The 21,745-nt window shown below is 36.3% G+C and carries 19 protein-coding genes; 6 read left to right on the forward strand and 13 right to left on the reverse strand.

The window, feature by feature from the left end:
• From O1A01_RS22845 to O1A01_RS22860, 4 genes are all read right to left on the reverse strand, one after another.
• On the reverse strand, positions 1 to 963 hold the full coding sequence (locus tag O1A01_RS22845) for an ABC transporter permease (protein ID WP_270065112.1): 963 nt from the start codon (positions 961 to 963) through the stop codon (positions 1 to 3).
• Positions 960 to 2,456 carry a sugar ABC transporter ATP-binding protein gene (locus O1A01_RS22850; RefSeq protein ID WP_270065113.1) on the reverse strand — a complete coding sequence of 499 codons (1,497 nt, stop codon included), beginning with the start codon at positions 2,454 to 2,456 and terminating at the stop codon, positions 960 to 962. The genes O1A01_RS22845 and O1A01_RS22850 overlap by 4 nt, the downstream gene beginning before the upstream one ends.
• Before the next feature lie 86 nt (positions 2,457 to 2,542).
• Complete coding sequence (locus tag O1A01_RS22855; RefSeq protein WP_270065114.1) at positions 2,543 to 3,493, reverse strand: ABC transporter substrate-binding protein; 951 nt, start codon at positions 3,491 to 3,493, stop codon at positions 2,543 to 2,545.
• A gap of 390 nt (positions 3,494 to 3,883) precedes the next feature.
• On the reverse strand, positions 3,884 to 4,474 hold the full coding sequence (locus tag O1A01_RS22860) for an ANTAR domain-containing response regulator (RefSeq protein WP_270065115.1): 591 nt from the start codon (positions 4,472 to 4,474) through the stop codon (positions 3,884 to 3,886).
• A 289-nt stretch (positions 4,475 to 4,763) separates the two neighbouring features.
• Between O1A01_RS22860 and O1A01_RS22865 the strand changes: the two genes are divergently transcribed.
• From O1A01_RS22865 to O1A01_RS22890, 6 genes are all read left to right on the forward strand, one after another.
• Positions 4,764 to 6,611, forward strand: a complete 1,848-nt coding sequence (locus O1A01_RS22865) for a histidine kinase dimerization/phosphoacceptor domain -containing protein (RefSeq protein WP_270065116.1) — start codon at positions 4,764 to 4,766, stop codon at positions 6,609 to 6,611.
• Between the two features lie 339 nt (positions 6,612 to 6,950).
• Entirely contained in the window at positions 6,951 to 8,147 is a 1,197-nt protein-coding gene (locus O1A01_RS22870; RefSeq protein ID WP_066417973.1) for a M20 metallopeptidase family protein, read from the forward strand.
• Positions 8,148 to 9,446, forward strand: a complete 1,299-nt coding sequence (locus O1A01_RS22875) for an amidohydrolase (protein WP_066417971.1) — start codon at positions 8,148 to 8,150, stop codon at positions 9,444 to 9,446.
• 37 nt (positions 9,447 to 9,483) lie between these two features.
• Positions 9,484 to 10,749 (forward strand): M20 family metallo-hydrolase, encoded by a 1,266-nt coding sequence (locus tag O1A01_RS22880; RefSeq protein WP_066417966.1) that lies wholly within the window; start codon positions 9,484 to 9,486, stop codon positions 10,747 to 10,749.
• Positions 10,718 to 12,025 carry a helix-turn-helix domain-containing protein gene (locus tag O1A01_RS22885; RefSeq protein WP_235858181.1) on the forward strand — a complete coding sequence of 436 codons (1,308 nt, stop codon included), beginning with the start codon at positions 10,718 to 10,720 and terminating at the stop codon, positions 12,023 to 12,025. Before O1A01_RS22880 ends, O1A01_RS22885 begins: the two co-directional genes overlap by 32 nt.
• A gap of 228 nt (positions 12,026 to 12,253) precedes the next feature.
• A complete protein-coding gene (locus tag O1A01_RS22890; RefSeq protein ID WP_066417975.1) occupies positions 12,254 to 13,744 on the forward strand; it encodes an AbgT family transporter in 1,491 nt (496 codons plus the stop codon).
• Between the two features lie 370 nt (positions 13,745 to 14,114).
• Here the strand turns inward: O1A01_RS22890 and O1A01_RS22895 are convergent, their stop codons facing one another.
• The 9 genes from O1A01_RS22895 to O1A01_RS22935 all read right to left on the reverse strand — a co-directional run bounded on the left by O1A01_RS22895 (position 14,115) and on the right by O1A01_RS22935 (position 21,745).
• Positions 14,115 to 14,933: a DUF4097 family beta strand repeat-containing protein gene (locus tag O1A01_RS22895; RefSeq protein ID WP_084380522.1), complete on the reverse strand. Its 819-nt coding sequence runs from the start codon at positions 14,931 to 14,933 to the stop codon at positions 14,115 to 14,117.
• Positions 14,934 to 14,954: 21 nt separating this feature from the next.
• Positions 14,955 to 15,704, reverse strand: coding sequence for an SDR family NAD(P)-dependent oxidoreductase (locus O1A01_RS22900; protein WP_066417955.1), 750 nt, complete (start codon positions 15,702 to 15,704; stop codon positions 14,955 to 14,957).
• Between the two features lie 2 nt (positions 15,705 to 15,706).
• Entirely contained in the window at positions 15,707 to 16,996 is a 1,290-nt protein-coding gene (locus O1A01_RS22905) for an aminotransferase family protein (protein WP_157729295.1), read from the reverse strand.
• Between the two features lie 22 nt (positions 16,997 to 17,018).
• Complete coding sequence (locus O1A01_RS22910) at positions 17,019 to 18,464, reverse strand: hypothetical protein (RefSeq protein ID WP_066417950.1); 1,446 nt, start codon at positions 18,462 to 18,464, stop codon at positions 17,019 to 17,021.
• Positions 18,465 to 18,721: 257 nt separating this feature from the next.
• Complete coding sequence (locus tag O1A01_RS22915; RefSeq protein ID WP_084380520.1) at positions 18,722 to 18,877, reverse strand: thiazolylpeptide-type bacteriocin; 156 nt, start codon at positions 18,875 to 18,877, stop codon at positions 18,722 to 18,724.
• Positions 18,878 to 18,919: 42 nt separating this feature from the next.
• Positions 18,920 to 19,075 (reverse strand): thiazolylpeptide-type bacteriocin, encoded by a 156-nt coding sequence (locus O1A01_RS22920; protein ID WP_084380520.1) that lies wholly within the window; start codon positions 19,073 to 19,075, stop codon positions 18,920 to 18,922.
• A 26-nt stretch (positions 19,076 to 19,101) separates the two neighbouring features.
• The gene (locus O1A01_RS22925) at positions 19,102 to 19,998 is read right to left on the reverse strand and encodes a hypothetical protein (RefSeq protein ID WP_270065117.1); all 897 of its coding nucleotides are present in this window, start codon (positions 19,996 to 19,998) and stop codon (positions 19,102 to 19,104) included.
• 24 nt (positions 19,999 to 20,022) lie between these two features.
• Positions 20,023 to 20,850, reverse strand: a complete 828-nt coding sequence (locus O1A01_RS22930) for a SagB family peptide dehydrogenase (RefSeq protein WP_066417943.1) — start codon at positions 20,848 to 20,850, stop codon at positions 20,023 to 20,025.
• Positions 20,828 to 21,745, reverse strand: coding sequence for a thiopeptide-type bacteriocin biosynthesis protein (locus tag O1A01_RS22935; RefSeq protein WP_066417941.1), 918 nt, complete (start codon positions 21,743 to 21,745; stop codon positions 20,828 to 20,830). Before O1A01_RS22935 ends, O1A01_RS22930 begins: the two co-directional genes overlap by 23 nt.

Genomic DNA, 21,745 nt, shown 5'->3' on the forward strand with positions numbered 1-21,745 from the left:
TTAATCCTTTTGACGGAAACTAGTATAGTAGATTGCAGCTACGATGATGACACCCTTTAAAACCCTTTGAACGTATGGAGAAACACCCATCAAGTTCAGTCCATTACTTAAAACTCCTAATAATAAGGCACCTAGTAACGTTCCAAAAATATGCCCACGTCCACCTGCAATAGCAGTACCACCTAAAACTACTGCAGCAATCGCGTCTAGTTCGTAACCTTCACCAGCCATTGGTTGACCAGATGAAAGTCGTGATGTCATAATCAAGCCACTAATCGCAGCAGTCACTCCACTAACTAAATATACGAATGCTTTTACTCTTTTCACCTTTACACCAGATAAGCGAACTGCTTCTTCATTACCACCAATAGCGTAAATATATCTACCAATTGGTAAATGATTTAAAATAATATAAGCAACTACAAACACTAAAACCATGATAACTGCTGGCATTGGAATAACACCGAATAAGTAACCTCTTCCAATGAATGCATATGATTCTGGAAGACCTGATAAAGGATAACCTCCCGTATATAAAAGGGCCGCTCCCCTAGCAACTTCCATCATCGCTAACGTGACGATAATTGCTGGAATTCGTGCACGAGATACGAATAATCCATTCACATAACCGATTACTGCCCCTAACAAAATACCAATTAATACAGCTACGATTGGCGGCATACCGTAATTGATCATCATACCTGCCATAATCGTTCCAGTTAAGGCCATTACAGCACCAACTGATAAATCGATTCCACCTGTTAAAATAACAAACGTCATCCCAACTGCTAGAATTCCATTAATGGAGACTTGCCTAACTATGTTGGTAATATTGTTTGTCGTTAAAAACTGTTCACTAGCAAAACTAAAAAATATACAAAGTACAAAAAATCCAATTAAAGTTAACATTTCAGGGTATTTAAATATTTCTTTTGCATTTAACCCTTTTCGCAAATCACTCATCCATCTACACCACCTGTTGCATAATACATTACATTTTCAGAGGTAGCCTCTTTGCCGTCTATTTCTGCTTTCATTTTTCCTTTATGCATGACGAGAACTCGGTCACTCATTCCTAAAATCTCTGGTAATTCAGAAGATATCATAATGATAGAAATTCCCTTATCAGCCAAGTTTCTCATTAGCTTATAGATTTCTTCCTTAGCACCAATGTCAATCCCACGTGTCGGTTCATCAAAAATTAATATTTTACAGTCTGTATTTAGCCACTTAGCTAGAACCACTTTCTGTTGATTTCCACCACTTAAATTCTTCACCAGTTGGTTACCACTTGGTGTTTTTATTAATAAATCTTTAATAGATTGATTGATAACCATGTTTTCTTTTTTCTTGTTAATAATCCCCAAAAAATTTCCTAAGTCTTTTAAAATCGGGATACTAATATTGTTTTTTATAGACATATTTAATACGAGACCTTGAGTCTTTCTACTCTCTGGGATTAAGGCAATCCCTAAATCTAGAGCATCAGTAGGACTCTTGATAGATACTTTTTTTCCATCTATGAAAACTTCTTTCTCTTTCGCTGGGTCAGCTCCTATTAACGCTCGCACAGTTTCCGTTCTACCAGATCCTACGAGCCCGGCAATTCCAACGATTTCACCTTTCCCTAAAGAAAATTGAATATCGTTCACACTTTTATTACTTAATTGTTTAACTTCTAAACGTAACTCTTCCTTACCAGTACGTTTCGGTTTTTCTGGAAAGGCATTTACAATTTCACGACCGACCATCATTTTTACAATATCTTGTTTTGTTAAGTCTTTTACGTCTTTCGTTGCTACAAACTCTCCATCACGCAAGCAAGTCATACGGTCGCACATTTTCAAAATTTCTTCCAAATGATGTGATATATATATAATGGTTACCCCATCTGCTTTCAATCTCTCAATTAACTCAAATAGCTTTTCAATTTCTTTTCCAGTTAAACTTGCTGTTGGTTCATCGAAGATTAATACTTTTGTATCAATAGCAATTGCTTTTGCTATTTCAATAAACTGTTGGTTTGCAACACTCAAATGTGCTACAGGCTTGTTTAAATCAATATTAGCGTCCAATCTTTTTAAAACTTCTTCTGCTTCTTTTCTCATTTTTCTTCTGTCTAGTATTCCGTTTGCTTTCTTTTCACGACCTAGAAAAATATTATCTACACCACTTAAATATGGGATTAAACTAAATTCTTGATGAATAATACTTACACCTAATTGTTGTGCTTGTTTAGGGTCTGTAAAAGTAACTTCTTTACCATCTAAGCGAATTTTCCCTGTTGTAGGCGCATATACACCCGAAAGAATTTTCATTAATGTTGATTTCCCTGCACCATTTTCTCCAACTAAGGCATGAACTTCTCCTCGTCGAATATCAAAACTAACACCTTTTAGAGCCTTTACTCCTGGGAACTCTTTCGTGATATTTTGAATCTCTAATACATTATCCATCGGAATCACCTTCCTTTTTTTACACCTCTTCATTCAGTGGGCGCTTTCAATAATGCAAAGCGCCCTTCTGAAAAAAAGATTACCAATTACCAGCTAAAATCACTTGCATTATCAATTGTTTGAAGTTCAACATCAATCGGAACTTCTTCAGGTACTACTTCTGCACCCCAAAGCTTCGCTAATGCCATACCTAAACCAATTCTTACTTGGTCTCTTGGGAATTGTGCAGTTGTCGCTTTAAATGCTCCACCTTTTAAAATCGCTTCAATTGCTTCAGGATGTCCATCAACACTATATAACGCAACATCTTTTCCAGACGCTTCAATTGCTCCTAAAGAACCTAAAGCTCCTTCATCGTTTACACTGAATAAAGCATCTAAATCTGGATTGGATTGAAGCATATTTTCTGTAACCTTCATTGCTTCTGCTCTATCTTGTTTTCCATTTTGGATATCTACAATTTCAATTCCTGCATATTCAGATACAGCATCTCTAAAACCTTCCACACGTTGAAGGATAGGTACTACTGGAATTCCATCTAAAATAGCAACTTTACCGTTACCACCTAAATCTTCCGCCATTTGCTTACCAGCTAAATATCCTGCATCATAGTTTCTTGAACCAACAAATGAATCAAGAGGGCCTTTTGCTTGCGCATCAACCGCAACAACAATTACACCAGCATCTTTTGCAGCAATTACCGCTGCTTCTGCTCCTTCACTATCTGTAGGATTGATTAATAAAATATCAATTCCTTTTTGAATCATATCGTCAATGTCATTAATTTGCTTTGCTACATCATGCTGCGCATCTGCAATAATAACCTCTGCGCCAATTTGCTTTGCTGCCTCTTCAAGAGCTTCCTTCATGGAGATAAAATAAGGGTTATTCATTTCTTGGAACGACATACCAATCTTTATACTTTTTCCTTCAGCAGCAGCATCTCCTGATCCGCTACTTTGACTTGAACAGCCAGCAGCGATAAGTAGAATGGATGCTAATACAACAACTAAAAATTTCTTTGATAGCCTTTTCATTTTTCTTCCCCCTGTTTTTTTAATATTTTGCTATATAAAGAAGAGTGGATATAAAGCGTTTACATTTTATAGAAATGTATTGATACTCTTCTATTACAACTTAAGTAATGAAGTCTTTTTCAAAATCACCTCTTTCAAAAACACGTTTGAATACGCTTGCAATCTTCAAAAATAAACAGAAAGGTGCCTTATATACGCAAACCATTACAATCCATAAAAGGAACGCAATAATTTTACGTAAATAAGGCACCCATAGCCATTAAATTTTATACCAGCCGTAAGTATAAAATTTATTTTATTAAATTGATATTATTGAAGATTTAATTAGCTTTATTATATTTACCTAATAATTATTAGTCAAGTAGTTTTCTAAATATTTTTTATCATCCATTATTTGGAGTGAAATAGAGCATCCGCTTCTATCATTTCTTTCGCTACAACGACTAGCTTCTTATTTTTATCTCTACTTACCTTCTGCAAATATTTCATGGCCTCTGGCTCTTTTAAATTCATTCTTTCCATGAGAATTCCTTTTGCCTTTTCAATATGTTTTCTAGCTTCTAACGCATTTTTTGTTGTATTTAACTCTTCTTTTAAACTTTTAATTTCTTCATACTTTGCTAGACTAATGTTAATGGCTATTTTTAATTCTTCTATATCGATTGGCTTTAGCAAATAATATAGAACTCCCTCATCAGTCGCTCTCTTTATTAGCTTTTCATCATGATAACCGCTAACAATGATACTTGGAATATAGTATGTATCATTTATTTGCTTAATAGCATCAATCCCGTCAAGTTTTGGCATATTAATATCCATAATAACAAGGTCAGGTTTTTCTTTTAATGCTAGTTCTACCGCCTTTTCTCCATCAGTAGCAGTCGCAATAACTTGATGCCCCAGCTTCTCCACATACGATTTAGTTCCCATTAACACTAAAAACTCATCTTCTGCAATTAGAATTCGCAATGACTTCGACATAGAACATTATCACCCCTTTGATTTCCCTTTTTGGTGTAAGCGCTATCTTTTTATTGTGTAAAAAATTAATTCCTGTCATTATACTCAGTATAGTACCTTCCTTCATACCAGTACTAATTAGTAAAGAGTATATAGCATTTTTTATCGTTTTGGAAGTCCACTAATTCATTTCCAATTAATGCAAAAAGGCAAAAATAGTAGTTTGTTATATTTTATTTAATTTAATATATTTATATAACAAGTAATCTATTCTTATGATAACTATTTGTATAGTGGTGGAGGTTTTACTTTGTCAAAATTCTTATTTGAATGTCGAAATGTAACGAATAATAGCCCTAACGGTTTTATTAATAATATTAGTTTACAGGTCGGTTATTCTGAAATTCATGCCTTGATTGTTAAAAATAGTTCAGAACAAAAAGTATTTATTGAATCTATTAAAAATTTACTAGAAGAGCAAACGATACCTGGAGAGATTTTAGTCGAAAGCAAGCCGTTTCATCCTTCTCGGAAAAGTTACAGAATAGGTCTGTTACATCAAAAACCACTTTTAATAAGCAATTTTTCCGTTGCAGAAAATCTTAATTTAGTAAACATTCCAACAATTCGATTCCTACCTTTTATCAATTGGAGAAAAATAAAAAGAAGCTCAAAGGATATTTTAAATAAATTAGATTTTGAAATAGATCATAAAAAGAAAGTGTACAATTTGTCGGATGAAGAAAAACGAATTGTCTATTTAGCAAGCGAATTTTTACAAAATCCAAAAATGATGATTATGCATGAGCCGATGGAAGGACTTTCAGCAAAGAATGCCTCAAAGCTATATAATATTATGAAACAATTTAAAGAAGACGGTGGCAGCATCCTTTATGTGACAAAGCAATGGGAAGAGGCGTTAAAGCTTGCAGACAGGATATCTATACTATCTAACGGGTCCATTACAGATGAGATGTTAGCAGACGAAGCTAAAAATGACCCACGGAGATTGATAGTAGACTCCGAGGAATATAATTTTAAAGACACCGAATTTTATAACGAAAACGACACAAAAAACGTATTGGATGCTGTCTTGAAAGCTGCTGAATTTTTAACATCTGAATATGAACTAAAAGATGTACTAATGCTGTTGGCAAAAGAAGTAACCCGTATTATGAACGCAGATGGATGTTCCATTAAATTAATCGACGAAAATACGTCAAGTATTATAGATGACTTTGAATACAATGAAAACAAAAGAATAAAAGCACAATTAACGAAAGAATCCATTTTAAAAATTGCCAAAGAGAGCGATATCTTTTATGTCAATAAAAAGAATAAAGAATTCGAGTCTATGTTTGAAAACATTGAAAATGTAAAAACAATTATTTGTGTACCTGTTTTAATAAGATCAGAAGTTACTGGCATCATTCAGATTTCATACGAACAATATTATGTGTATTCAAAAGAAGAATCTAAATATATAGCTGCATTGGCCCGTCATGCCGCGATCGCAATCGAAGATACTAGGTTACTCGGTAGGTCTACTTTATTACAAGAGAGCCACCATCGAATTAAAAACAATCTCCAATCGATCGTCGGTCTAATTACATTACAAAAAATGTTCGTACAAAAGACTCCCGATTTAACGATTGATGACCTATTAGATAGTATTATTAGTCGGATTAAAAGTATTGCTTCCGTTCATAACCTCTTGTCTAAAGACAAATTAGGAAGAAGTATTATTAATGTTAAATTAATTATTAAGGAAATAATGGAGCTAATGAACAGTAATCCAGATATTCAAATTCATCTCGATTTAGATGATATTCTCATCCCTTATAACAAAGCAACTTCTATTGCTCTTATTATTAACGAACTCGTAATGAACTGTTATAAACATGCTTTTACTGATAAAGATTCTGGAATTATTGAAATTAGCTGTAAAAGAATGGATGACTATATTTTCCTATCTGTACAAGATAACGGACGGGGGTTTCCTGAGGATTTTGATATTACGAAAGCCGATAGTTTAGGGTTGTCTATCTTGAACGGCATCGTGACAAGTGACTTTCAAGGGGAAATAAACTTCGGTGAAAAAGATGGTAGCAGAGTGGAAATTAAACTACCAACTGATCGGATATTTTTGCATAGCTAACAACTGTGCAAATAGGAAAGCTCGCAACATTTTGGTGCGAGCTTTTTTTATGTTAAACGAAATTATATTTACGTGTGTCTCCTGCTTCATTTTTACGATACTATTCTTTCTTGCGTTTTCCTCCTAATATCTCTTGAAAACAATCAACCTACCATTATGGGGGTAGACAAAGAAATCTGCATCTACGAGAAACATATTTCAAACTGGAAAAAACTGTGTGGACACGGAACCTGTCCCTCCGTCCACAATTTTTTAGAGGAATTTTCAGAGTTTTGTAGTAGTATATATATTAACGGAATAAATAAGGAATTTTTCCTTTAATGAGGATGGGATGCTACTATGACAAAAACAACATTAAATAATGAAGCTTTAATAAAGGAAATTTTAGCGTTTAGAAGAGATTTACATTTAAACCCTGAGTTAAGTGGGGAGGAATTTGAGACTTCGAAGAAAATTCAACAAAAGTTAACGGAGCATGGAATTCCATTTAAAACTGGGTTTGCGAAAACTGGTGTACTTGGAATTATTAAAGGGGCAAAACCTGGTAAGACAGTTGCGTTACGTGCCGATATTGATGCGTTGCCGATTCAGGAGCAATCTGGTGTAGAATACTCTTCAACAGTTGATGGAAAAATGCATGCTTGCGGACATGATGCGCATACTGCCATGTTGTTAGGGGCTGGCATTTTACTTCATGAGCAAAAAGAAAATTTAGCTGGAACCGTGCTACTCGTATTCCAACCGGCGGAAGAAAATTCACCAGTTGGCGGTGCGCAACGAATGATGGATGATGGAGTGTTTGATGAATTCCCACCAGATGTTATTTTAGGACAGCACGTATGGCCAGATTTACCGGTAGGACAATTTGGTGTACGCCCTGGCCCTATTATGGGGAACTCCGATCGTTTTACTATTGTCGTGAAAGGTTCTGGCGGACACGCGTCAATGCCACATCAAACGAACGATGCTATTATTATCGCCAATCAAGTTATTACGACATTACAAACAATTGTTAGTAGAAACGTAGACCCGATAAACCCTGCTGTGCTTACGATTGGTAAAATTTCTGGGGGGTATCGATATAACGTTATTGCTGATCGTGTAACGTTAGAAGGATCGATTCGTACAACTTCCAATGAAACGAAAAACGTTGTGAGAGAGCGATTCTTCAAAATTTTGAACGGGCTTGCCGAAGCAATGAATGCAGAGATCGACATTGAATATTTAGACGGCTATCCAGCTACCGTTAATACACCAGAATGGAGTAATCGTATTAAGCAAACAGCGACGAGATTATACGGAAAAGAAAGTGCACCAGATGTACCACCAAGTATGGGTGGAGAAGATTTCTCTCGCTTTCTACAAAAATATCCTGGAGCGTATTATTGGTTAGGTGCTTCTATTGGAGAAGGACAAAAACCGTTACATGACCCCGAGTTCAAGCTAGACGAACGAGCAATACCGCTTGGAATCGAATTTATGACTGAAGTAACAATCGATACGTTAAACCAACTTCTAAAAAAGGAGACTGAATAGATGGATATTCATAATTTTATAGAGGAAATAACTCCGTATGTCATCGAAAAACGACGAGAGTTTCACGAACATCCAGAAGTCGCATGGACGGAGTATGTGACGTCGTACAAGATTATTAAAGAGTTAGAAAAATTAAACTGTACGATTCATTTCGGGAATGAAATTTTTGTTACAGAGGAACGAATCGGCTTACCTTCTCAAACAGACATTTCCGAAAATGAAGCACGTGCAATGGAGATGGGTGTTCCCTCCTCCTTTATTGAAAAAATGAAAAATGGTCATACAGGTGTTATTGCACAATTTGATACTGAAAAGCCTGGCAAACATACTGCCTTCCGCTTTGACATTGATGCACTACCGATTTTAGAAGCAGAGGAAGAAAACCATATTCCTTTTCAACAAAAATTTCATTCTAAACGCGCTGGAGTGATGCATTCTTGTGCCCATGATGGACACGCCGCAATCGGTCTTGGTATCGCTCAATTTTTATATCAATTTACAGACGAGCTTACAGGTAGATTTACCGTTATTTTTCAACCAGCTGAAGAAGGCGGACGAGGAGCAAAGCCAATTGTCGCAAAAGGCTGGCTCGATGATGCAGATTATTTTATAAGTGGGCATATCGGAATCCAATCTTATCCAGTCGGGACAATTGCAGCAACTGCCAACAACTTTTTAGCAAGTTCCAAAATAGACGTGACTTATCTCGGAAAATCTGCCCATGCCGGACTAGAGCCGAACAAAGGTAGAAACGCCCTACTCGCAGCAGCATCGGCAGCTCTCCATTTAAATGGAATTACTCGCCACGCGGACGGAGCAACGAGAATTAACATCGGAACACTCGAAGCTGGTAGTGGAAGAAATATTGTGGCCGACTTGGCGAAAATGCAACTAGAAACACGAGGCGCTACAACGGAATTGAACGAGGAGTATATGGTAAAGGAAGCGATTCGAATTATTAAAGCTTCCGCAAACCTTTTCGATGTCGAAGAAGAGATTACATTTGTTGGCTCTGCACCGAATGCAACGTGTGACGAAGAATGGATACCACTTGTGAAGGAAAGCAGTGCCGATAGTTCACTCGTTACGAACGTAATTGATGAAATGTCGATGGGTGCTTCTGAAGACGCAACGTATATGATGAACCGCGTGAGAGAAAAAGGTGGTCTTGCAACATACATGGTATTTTGCTCTCCCCTACCTGCTGGTCATCATCATCCAAAATTCGATTTTGAGGAAAAAGTGCTACCAACTGCAATTGACGCCATTTCACGATTAGTGCTTCACATTAATAAATAAGGGGATTTAATTAAGGGAAAAGAAAGGGGTATTTTTGATGAAACAATGGCTTGACGCTACATTAAAACAGTTAAATTTAGTAGAAACGATGGAACAGCCAACTGGATTTACTAGATTAGGGTATACAGAGGAAGAAAACGAGTCTCTACAAGCTTTTATCACCATTGCGAAGGAGCTAGGTTTGTACATTATAGAAGATGCCGCTGGTAATGTGATTGCTCGTTGGGAAACGAATAACGGTGTCGAGGAAAAGGTGGCAATTGGATCCCATGTTGATACTGTTACTAACGGTGGTGGGTATGACGGAACAGCTGGTGTGCTAGTCTCGCTAGGGGCTATTAAGCTCTTAAAAGAGGAAGGGTTTACCCCTACTCACCCAATCGATGTTATCGTTTTTCGTTCGGAAGAATCTTCAAGATTTGGCATTTCTACAGTTGGGAGTAAAGCGATCTCCGGGATCCTTGATCCGTCTATCGGCAGTGTAACCGACGCAGATGGAATTTCGATAAAAGAAGCAGTGGAAGCACTCGGCTATCAATGGGAAGATTTTTCCCAAGCAAAAAGAACCGACATTAAAAGTTTCGTAGAGTTACACATCGAACAAGGGACCGTTATTGAGGATGCAGGAAAACAGTACGGGGTTGTTAGAGGGGTAGCTTGTCCAATCCGTTTAAAAGTAAAAGTGCAAGGAAAAGCAGGTCATACTGGAACAACTCCGATGAATAAACGACAAGATGCATTACTTGCAGCTTCTCACCTTATCCCGTTCGTATCAGAAACTGCGATCAAGCTTAATGCTACAAGCGAATTACCAGTCGTTGCTACAGTTAGTACGATTGAATGTAAACCGAATGCAATGAATGTAATACCTGGCGTAGTTGAATTAGGAATTGATATTCGAAGTGTGGACGATTCGCTAAAAAGTAAAGTGGCTGACGAAATTCGCAACAAATGTCTTACTATCGAGAAAGAATTGAATTGCTCGATCGAAATCGACGTTCTCGTTCACAACCCTTCTATTCTTTTAGACGAATCTATACAAAAGAAACTACTACAAGCCGGGGACCATTTAGGATATACTAATTTATTAATGGACAGTGGTGCTGGACACGATGTAATGAACATGCAGCAACTATGTCCATCAGGCTTAATTTTTATTCCTTGTCGAGACGGGTTAAGTCATCACCCAAAAGAGTATGCATCGATAGAAGACTTGTACATAGGGGTAGAAATAGTAGCCCAATTTTTAAGAATAGAAACGGGTGAACGAGATGAACATTCGCGTAGGAGTAGTAGGTCCTGAAGACTCCTTAATAGAAATGATGAAGGTAGGCCAGCATTTTCCTGATCTACACTTGATCCCTTTTGTTTATGAAAAAACGGAAGAAACAGAAGATATTATTGCAAAAAATAGTACCTCCGTTGATCAGTGGTTTTTCTCTGGTCAATCACCGTATTATTACGCTTTAAATAAAGGAATTATTACGGAAGAAAATGCTAGTTATATACCGTTACACGGATCTAGCTTTTTAACAACACTTTTAGAAGCATTTTTACAAGAAGGAAAAATACATTCCAACATTAGCTTAGACACGATTCAAGTAAATGAAATTGATCAATCAATGCCTTCGCTGTTAAATAACGGACTCACCATTCAATGTCATTCGTATGATGGGTACATCCCTTCTGACGATATTATTGAGTTCCATCAACGACTATATGAGCAAGGAAAAAGCGAAATTGCTTTTACATGCATCCGCTCCGTCTATAATGAGCTGAAAGCCTTACAAATACCAGTGTACCGTGTTATTCAGAGAGAGTACGCTACACATCAAGCGTTAGAACAAGTAAGAGAAAAAGGACAAGTGAGCCTTTATAAAAAGTCACAGCTCGTTATATTAGGTATCGAAGTAATGCACACAACTAGATTACAAGATAATTACTACTCTTTTAAATTAAAGCATCAAGAATTAGAGTTAAAAAGAGTGCTGCTTGATTTTACGGAAAATATTAACGGCTCTATCGTAAAAATTGGTGACGACCTTCACTTCATTTACACAACAAGAGGTGAATTAGAATACTTCCAAGCGAACCGTTCGTTGCATGAAGTAATGAAAGAGATTAACGTGAACAGCAATCTCCAAACGCGAATCGGAGTCGGGTACGGCATAACGGTACTTGAAGCTGAACAAAATGTTCGAATGGCGTTTGACCATGCAAGAACGTACGATGAAGCGGTTGTAATTGAAGTTACTGAAGAGAAAGAAGTACTTGTAAGTTTAAACCCAACAGATCAATTAAGTTTTCAAACTCAATCAGTTGGGGATATGTGGGAAAATCATATAAAAGACGCACATATTAGTTCCTCTGTCGTTTCCAAGATTATGTCATTAGCCAACCATTACAATAAAGAAACGTTAACCTCTCAAGATTTATCTCGTTGGTTAAAAAGCACCGAACGAAACGCACGGAGAATTTTATCCGAACTGGAAAAAGCTAATCTAGCGGTCGTCACAGGTGAAGAATCCGGACAACGCGGTCGCCCTAGAAAAATATATAAACTGATGTTTAACCTTTAGTAGATTGAGGAAATTTTCTCAATCTACTATGCAACTTTTAAACAATGTGAGATAATCTAACATAACTTTTTGAAAATTAAAAAGGTTTTTGACTAATTATGTAGAATACTTATAGCTAATAACGGAATATTAACGGAATAATTCCGTTAACATATATAAATTTTTAAGGGGAGCGTGATTAAATTGGCGCAGTTACAAACAAACGATACACCGAAAAAAAATGGTGCCATGACGAAGTTTTTAAATGGGATTGAGAAAATTGGGAACAAACTGCCTGATCCATTTTTCTTGTTTATTTATTTAGCATTATTTGTAATCGCTTTATCATGGCTAGTTAACAGCATGGGAGTAACAGTTGTACATCCTGGTTCAGGAGAAGAACTACCTATTAAAAGTTTAGTATCTGGAGAAGGATTGCAGTACATTTTAACGTCGATGCTAACAAACTTCACTGGCTTTGCTCCACTCGGATTAGTGTTAGCAATGATGCTAGGGATTGGACTAGCTGAGAAGGTTGGATTATTAGAAAGTGCAATCAAAAAATCGATTTTAAATGCACCAAAACCGTTAGTAACGTATGCAGTTATTTTCATCGGAATTTTAGGTAACATCGCGTCTGACGCAGCCTTCGTTCTAATTCCACCTCTAGCTGCAATGGTTTTCTTAACGGTTGGACGTCATCCATTAGCAGGATTAGCTGCAGGATTTGCAGGAGTAGGAGCAGGTTTTACGGCAAACTTCATTATCGCTGGTACTGATGCTTTATTAGCAGGTATCTCGACAGAAGCAGCAAAAGCAATTGATGAAAACTTCCTAGTGACACCGGTTGACAACTGGTATTTCATGTCAACTTCAGTAGTGGTACTTGCAATTATTGGCGGAATAATAACAGAAAGACTAATTGAACCGAGACTTGGTAAATATACAGGAGATAAGGCTAATCGTAAGCTAGAGGAAGTAAATGAAATAGAAAATAAAGGTTTACGTAATAGTTTATTGGCAGGTTTAGCGTATATCGGACTTATTAGTTTAGTATTATTTTGGCCAGAATCTCCGTTACGTAACGAAGAAGGCGGAATTATTCCTTCCCCATTCTTATCTGGAATCATTCCAATTGTGTTATTCTTCTTCCTAACAGTAGGTACTGCTTACGGTGTGACAGTAAAAAAGATTACGAGCACAAAGGACATTCCAAGATTCATGAGCGAAGCAATGAAAGATATGTCCGCTTACATCGTACTAATCTTTGCCGCTTCCCAATTTATCGCGTATTTTAACTGGAGTAACTTAGGTACGTGGATTGCCGTGAACGGAGCAGAGGTTTTAACATCTATGGAATTAACAGGTTTACCAGTCGTTATCGGATTCACCCTATTAACAGCTTTATTGAACTTAGTAATTTTTAGTGGATCTGCACAATGGGCTTTAGAAGCACCAATCTTCATCCCAATGTTTATGCTTCTTGACTATCACCCAGCATTCATCCAAGCAGCATACCGTATCGCAGATTCATCAACAAACATTATTACACCGTTAAATCCATATATTTTAATCGTCCTTGCATTCATGAAAGATTATGATAAAAAAGCTGGACTCGGTACATTAATCGCCTTAATGCTACCATACAGCATCATCTTCTTAACCGTATGGATCATCATGCTAATCGCATTCGCCCTACTAGGCATCCCATTCGGCCCAGGCGTGCATATGTACCTATAAAATCGTGGACAGAGGGACAGGTCCCTCGTCCACACATTTTTTGGAAAAACAGGACTCTTTGCATACATATAGAAGAGCAATGAACTTGTTATCTAAACTGTCTTGCAAAACCAATTTTCAATAAAACAAAAAACTACCTCACACTTTTTAGAGGTAGTTTTCTTTATGTTTCATTTATTCATTCGCACTTTATCTTCCCAAACAATCTCAACCGCCCTTTTATTAGCGTGCTTTTCTAACTCTTCTTCGTATTGAACATATAAAGAATCCGCTTCTTCATATAACGCTTCTATTTCAACTAAATCCCCATCTAATTAAATTTCGTCACTTTGTTCCCCTATTTTTCAATATAACAGAGGTCGAACAACAATCACTCCATCTTTCCTATTAACAACCTTCCCGAATTGGTCGTGATGTGAATGGTTGGACCTGAAGTTGGTGGATTATTAATTTCACCATTATTTTTCGTATCATCTCTCCACCTTGTTGCAATTCCTCCTTCAACTTCGGTTCTATTTTTGCGAATATTAGTGTTTAAGAAAAATGCAGCATCGCTCGCCACATTCAAAAGTATATCACCAGAAGTGTTAGAAATTGAAATTGGTTCCGTTATTTCTTGCATGTTCAAAAATACATCACCCGAAGTCATCTCAATATTACCTTTACCAGTAAAATCAAGTATTTCTATATCTCCAGAAGTAGCCTCAATTTGGAAGCTCTCAGCGTTAATTCCGCTCATAAAATGGTCCCCAGAGGTGGAATTTAATTGAAATAGCTTAGCATTTAACTTGCCAAGCTCCATCGGCTTGCTCGTTACCTCTACTTTTATTTGCTCATAGTATTTATCTGGAATTGTTATATGTAACTCTAGATCTTCCTCCACCCATTTTTTGCTTACAGGTGGATTTATTTTAGTTTGGAATACTTCGCCTATCAATTCTGTCTTCAATAGGTTTTCCTTTTCCTTATCTGTTCCACTAAATACTCCCTTTAACTCAACAGTTATTTTTTCAGCTTCGCTTGTTTCAACGAATAATTTTGTACTAGGAGCTGCAATAAAAATCGTATCTACTCGTTCTACACCTTCATCAAATTCATATAAAACGTTCATCTCTTCTCCCTCTGACGGTTGACAACTTGCTAGTAAGAACAAACAGATCAATAATGTAAAAAAGGTATATCGCTTCATAACTAACTTCTCCCTATCTCTTTATTGAATCGTCCATCCTCCATCTACAACTAAATTATGTCCAGTGATCATCTTTGATGCCGGTGACGTTAAAAATTCAACCGCGTCTGCCACATCATCCGGTATTGCATAGCGATTTAATGGAATTTTGACTAATTCTTCATCTATATACCTGTTACTGTTTAAAATATGACTATTTTTATCTGTTTTAACATACGTTGGCGAAACACAGTTTACTCGAATGTTATACGGCGCTAGCTCTAATCCTAGTACTTTCGTTAAATGAATAAGGCTCGCTTTGCTAATACAATATGGAACTCTTTCTTTATTCACGACAATACCATGTTGAGATGAGATGGTCGTAATGGTGCCTGCAATCGATTTTGCTACCATGCTTTCTGCAACAGCTTTTGTTAATAAAAAGGTTCCAATCCAATTTATGTCCACTACTTTGCGTAATTCTTCCACATTCCAGTCAAAAAAGTTTTTCAAAATATTTATTCCTGCAATGTTAACAAGCGCTGAGATTGTATACGTATCCTTCAAATACTCCGAGAACTGCAACACTTCTTCATCTTTCTCTAAGTCTAGCGAATAAAATTTTATCATTTGTTGGTCGTCTATCGACATACTTCGAATACAATCCTCTAATGTTTTTCGTTGAAACTCTACTTCGGTCGCTATTACTTGATAGCCATTCACCAAAAATCTCCTTAATATTGCTTGACCAATTTCGCTCGCTGCCCCAGTTATTAGTACTGTTTTTTCCATTCTCACAAACTCCCAACATATCGGTTGTTCACGTATTCAATTATAGAATTTCTTAATATAGATGAAACCTTACTTAAGTTTTCGTACTCCATTACATATGCAGGCATTAGCATTACACCCGACGAATATTTATTAGCATAAGGATAAACAAGAAGGCCACGTTCTTTTAAAAGGTTAGAGAATTGTAGCACTTTATTGAAATCGTTATCGATATCAACTTCCACACCTATCATTAAACCGTGGGCGCGAATACTCTTCACAAATGGAAGCTCCTCTTTTAATAATAAAAGCTGACGATAAAAAAAATCCCCTTTTGTCTCGATAATCTTGCAATAATCATCTCGTCCAAGAAGCTCTAATGTTTTCAAAGCAGCTGCACAACAAAGCGGATTTGCGTTTTGTGTAGAAAAATGATTGATAAAATCATGATCCTTAATCATTTTCGTTACGCTTTCTCCAATAAGTACTGCTCCTAATGGTAGTACACCATTATTTATCCCTTTCGATAAACATAAAATATCTGGAATGATTGGAGTTTCCTCGTAAGCAAACTTCGGTCCGGTTCGGTAAAAACCAGTACTAATTTCGTCGAATACGAGTAGCACATCGTACTGTTTGCTTAACTCTTTCATTCTTCTTAAATACGTATCCGGTAACTTTACTACTCCTGAAACGCCAAGAATTGGTTCCATTATAAAGCCACCAATTTTATCACCGTAAGCTTCGAAAAATTTTTCTAATGATTGAATAGCTTCATCCAATGTTCCTTTCTCTTCAAATGGGATAGGCAAGTACGCAAACCCTTGTAGCATCGGACCATACGGTTTATAAAACTCCCTATCTACTCCCGTCGCGGTCATCGAACCATAATGTGTACCATGATAGGATGTTTCAAAAACTCCGATATATTTTTTCTCATAGTGTCCTTTTGCTGACTGATGTCTTCTCACTAATTTAATCGCAAGTTCTACTGCTTCTGAACCAGTACAAGTGAACATCACTTTATCAAAATTATCATCTGTAAAAGAAATTAGCTTATCTGCTAATTCATATACAATATTAGTAGAGCTTGTCCACGGATTGACATAACTTACTTCGTTCATTTGCTGTAAAATCGCTTGATTTATTTCTTCATTTGAATGACCTAAAATACCATTCCATAAGCCACTAATACCATCTAAATAGCTTTTATTTTCATCGTAAATCGTAACACCTTTAGCTTTTCTAACATTAATCATGTTGTCGTATTCACTTCTCGGTAAAATAGGGTGTATTACTTTATGATTTCTCACTTTTAAAACTCCTCCTCTCATTTCACGACAATCCTACCTTTTGAGTAAATAAAGTTGCCTTCTCGTTAAATTGCTCGTATATTTCCAAGCTCCAATTGTGCTTGTCCTGTATGTACGCTTGTATCTCCTTCTCTGTTTCTCCTAACATTTTCCCTTCTAGATAAGTTGCTAGTAGGTTGTTAATTTTATAAAACTTCATAGTCCGTTTAATGTATAAATAAACATCCTCCTTCCAACTAAATAAAAAATATAGTTGGGAAGAGAGAGCTTTTTCTCGTGTCGATTCTTTATCGTAAAATAATTTCTTCACTTTCGTTGAAAAAGCAACAGTCTCTGATGGTGAAACGAAACGTTGTTGCCCATAAAAAAAGCTCTTTAAAATGTTTCGTATCGTAATAAATTCAGTTACGAACGGGAGCGTTTGCCGAATGGAACAATAGTGTTTCTTTTCCTCCGTTTGTGGGGCCATTTTAATACAACTCGGACAGTCAGGCAATGCACGACATGTATGACAGCCAGATAAAATAAATGCTTTTGAAAATTCCCTATCAAAAACAGAAGCAATCGGTTTATTCGTAAGCTCTTCTTTACCAATTGAGTAGCAGACGGGAGATTGTAACACATTAGGTTGCCCGACTGCTAATCGGGTCCCACTTCTTAATGAACAAACCGATTTATGGGACCACATACATTCATCTTTTATGTGAGGGAGTATGTGCATAATGCGAAGGGTACCAGTTAGCTCTGTATGCCTAACAGTAGCTGAAAAAGAAAGATAATCATCCACCGTATCTATCGTTAAGAATATTTCATTGTCCCCTTCCTTTACAGATGGGTTTTCCGTAAATGTATGAAAGGATAAGACAACAACTTCCTTCGTATGAATATTGGCCTTCTCTTTTATAACGACGTTGTAATGCTGATTCTCTTTTTCTTGGAGGCTTATTTGAGCTAGTCCAAACCAACTTTCTAACTCTTCAAGCGCTGTCGGAGCTTCCGGTAAAAGGAGTGAAGAATTAATATTACTTGAGTATAATAATCGGGTTTTTAAATCGTGGGATATTTCCGATTGATCCTTTACTAATAAATGTTTCATTTTTGTATGATGAAAATGTTGCGGATACATACCAGTAATAAACGTTTTTACTCCATTGAAAAACGTAACGTACGCTTCCTTGTTAGTATCTGCATCTTCCATACCTTCTAGAACAGTTATGTTACTAGTCACTTCATACTCGTTTAATAACTCGATAATCCGTTTGACTATTAATTCATTCGATTTCCTTTTCACAAATAGAATGGAATGAAATGGATGCTTTTTAATAAATGAAAGTAATTGTTTATATGTTTGTATAACAGGAATATCGTTTAATATACTTTCTGGGGCATTTCCTTGCACTTCCACTATTACATCTAATAAATTATTATTATTTTCGATAATGTCGACTACATAAGAATAAGTACTCATGAACTATTTTCTCCAATCTTCTTAGTTAAACTAAACCTTATGGAATATTTACATATGACAACTCGCAGTGATAAGATTAAGAGAATGAGAGTAACAATCTATTTTGTGTACAGATACGAATAAATGGTCTTCATTTTGCGTATACTGTAACAAGTTAGAATGCAACTGTTTCTGGAAGGGCAGTTATGTAATTCTCATTACGGGACTGACCAATGAACATGTGGGTGTTCATTGGCCAGTCTTTTTTTAATAACTGATCAAGTACAGCAAGAAGAGCAACAAGAGCTTGAGCCACAAGTAGAATATACGTTGTCGCCTGAGCTTCCACTAGATGCAGCTGTTTCTGGAAGGGCAGTTACATCATCAAGTTCGATTACTTCGAAATCTAATTCTAAGTTTAAGTTTTTTTCCATTTTAATTTCCTCCTTTTTTTGTTCATCCATTTACATTCTTCATTACGTACAGCAAGAAGAACAGCAAGAGCTTGAGCCACAAGTAGAATATACATTGTCGCCTGAGCTTCCACTAGATGCAGCTGTTTCTGGAAGAGCAGTTACATCATCAAGCTCGATCACTTCGAAATCTAATTCTAAGTTCAGATTCTTTTCCATTTATTTCACCTCCTTTCAAGTAATGGTTAACAAATTTCACAGTTCGGATTTTTTCTAATTTGTTTAAACAGTACCGTATTCTCTTGAAAATCAAATATATACTGCTTACTAGTGATTGATGAGAAATGCCTTGTATGTTGAAAATAATCATCTATTAGAAGATGAAAAATCTCCTCATCTACCATTTCGTAAAAGTCTCGCGGGTCTTTTTCTAACTGTAAATCGTGTTCAATTAATCTTTCCTCTGCTAGAGTTTCGCACTGTAAACAGCCATGACCAGGGAATTGGAGTCGAGGACCGAGTTTCATCACGCCGTTTTTTATATCTTGTAAGAAAAATAGAACGTAACAGTCACTCCCGACCGCTCTATACAGCTTTTCTTTTTCCGCAAAGCTTAACTCGTGATCACTTAAAACGATGATCCATTTTTCCGTACTTTCTTGAAAATTGTCTAGAAAAATAGTTCTACTAAATGGCTTCAGAATACTATCAACCTTTAAAGTTGAATCTGTTACAACAAATAAAAACGTATTCTGCGCCACCTTTGAAACGAGGTAGTGATATAAGTGATAGTGATCTCTTGGACTAATTCCATCCACATTAGCAAGATTATTAAACATCCATTCTCTTAAAGTGAACATTTCCTCTGTTATAAAAATGTTTTCTCTTAGCTTATAGATGATATGAACGAAGTAAGAACCTTCTTCTGACTCAACGAGCATTCTAATATCGTTTTCTACAATAAGCTTTTCGTTATACTTACTAATATAGCTTTCTATATTGTTCTCCCTTATATGTATTTGGTATTTAGGAGCGTTCGACATTTTATTCATTACAAGTAAATGGTTGTCTTTTACTTGTAAGTAGTAGTAAGGGTCTATTCTGGTGTAACGATATACATCTAATTGTTGAAGAATACCCATTCTGATCCTCCTGTTTAGCGAATCTTAGCCCAATGCCACCATATAAATACACCTTGTCATTTCATTCTCAAGTGATAAAAATGCTTCCACTTTATCATCGTAAAAGGCACACATTGGTAATGATTTCTTCCCAAGCATCGTACAGCTTAATTGTATATTTTGTCCGATATGGCCAGCCTCTAAAGCGGCAAGCCTTTCTGTTAACAGCCCATACTTTTCAAATGCACGATCATAATTAGCAACTAAAAAGGTTAAAATGTTCGTATTATTAAACGATTCGCCATATACGTTTTGGGGAATTGTTAGTGGAGATAAGGAATGTAAACAATCCAATTCCACTTTCTCTCTTTTTCGTTCCAGCACATGATGTTCACCTTTAAACTTGTATAGCCCGTCTGTTACTTCTTCGATATTGGTAATATATAAATAAATATCGACTGAAAACATGGAGCCCCCTGAAGGATACGTCCTTACTTTTAATTTTTTTTGTTGAATAGCACCTTTTTTGTCTACGTAAGGAATGTCTTTTTTACTTGAAACACCAAAAGATAAACTAATCCAAGTAAATAATTCCTCTTTAGACCAAGTACTATCGAATTCAGGTAAAGGATAAGACCGCCGGTTTAAAAAAAGCTGGGCACTTTCAGACATACTTTGCCCACTGAGCCTCGGAATTTCCATCGACTCACTGTTCTCAGAAAGAGACTCTGATGGAAAGTCAAAAAGGTTGGACGGTCGTTGCTCCTCCCATAAATCTCCTATTATTCTCGTTTCTTCCTTCATTTTTAGTAATGTTTTCGGATCAAAAAACGAATAGTTTATTTTTTCTTTATACTCGCGAAGCTTCTTCAATCGTAACTACCCCATTTTTGTGAATTTCTTCAAAAAAGGTACATAAATAATCTGAAATGTAATATTCAACGAACGGCGAAACTCCTAACCGATTGTTTGTCATATGAATATGAGATGCTACAATTCGATGAATGTATAACTCATCTTGAACGGTATCTCTCACTACATGTAGTTCATTTTTCATACGCAGCAATTGATCGGTAACGAAAGGATTATCCTTTAACATCGAATAAAACTTCCTAATACTTTTTTCATTCGCTTTGAACAACAAAACTAATTCATCTGTTTCATTCCCTGCAACGAACGACTCCCAATACTCTTTGTAGAAAGATGTAAATTGAATATTATCTTCCATATCATCAAATTCCAGTAACTGCTCCATTAGTAGTCTAGTTAATGTTAAACCAACAATAAAACGTTTAGCTGGATCTAGTCCAAGCTTTTCAAGGATAAAGCACACTAGCTTACTAGAGCTATGAAACATTGCTTCAGAGTTTTGTATAACATCTTTTCCACCATATCGCTCTATCTCTGGTACATACGGTATAGGTTGAATTCTGCGGTCACCATACCACGGCAATTTCTCAAACGGTAGTGCTTGTCCATCAAATTTATGGTCACGGTAATATTGTTCTTTCGTTAAAGACTCAATCGGTTCGGCGTCCTTCCAAAAAGCTTGTATTTTTTCACTTATTGTTTGGATAGTTTTTTTCTCGTTTACAGTTAGAAATCTTAGCCGTACATGGGGACCACCTTCCCAATACCGAATGTAGAACCACTTATTTACTTCGTTCTCGTTTTCTAAATCCGTCATAACTTGATTTAGTATAACGATTAATTCATCGTAATTTCTCATGTTGTGGTGAAAAATATGCAATGATATCCACTTTTCCAT

It is taken from the genome of Sutcliffiella sp. NC1 (genome assembly GCF_027594365.1).
In the GTDB taxonomy this organism is placed as follows: Bacteria; Bacillota; Bacilli; order Bacillales; family Bacillaceae_I; genus Sutcliffiella; species Sutcliffiella cohnii.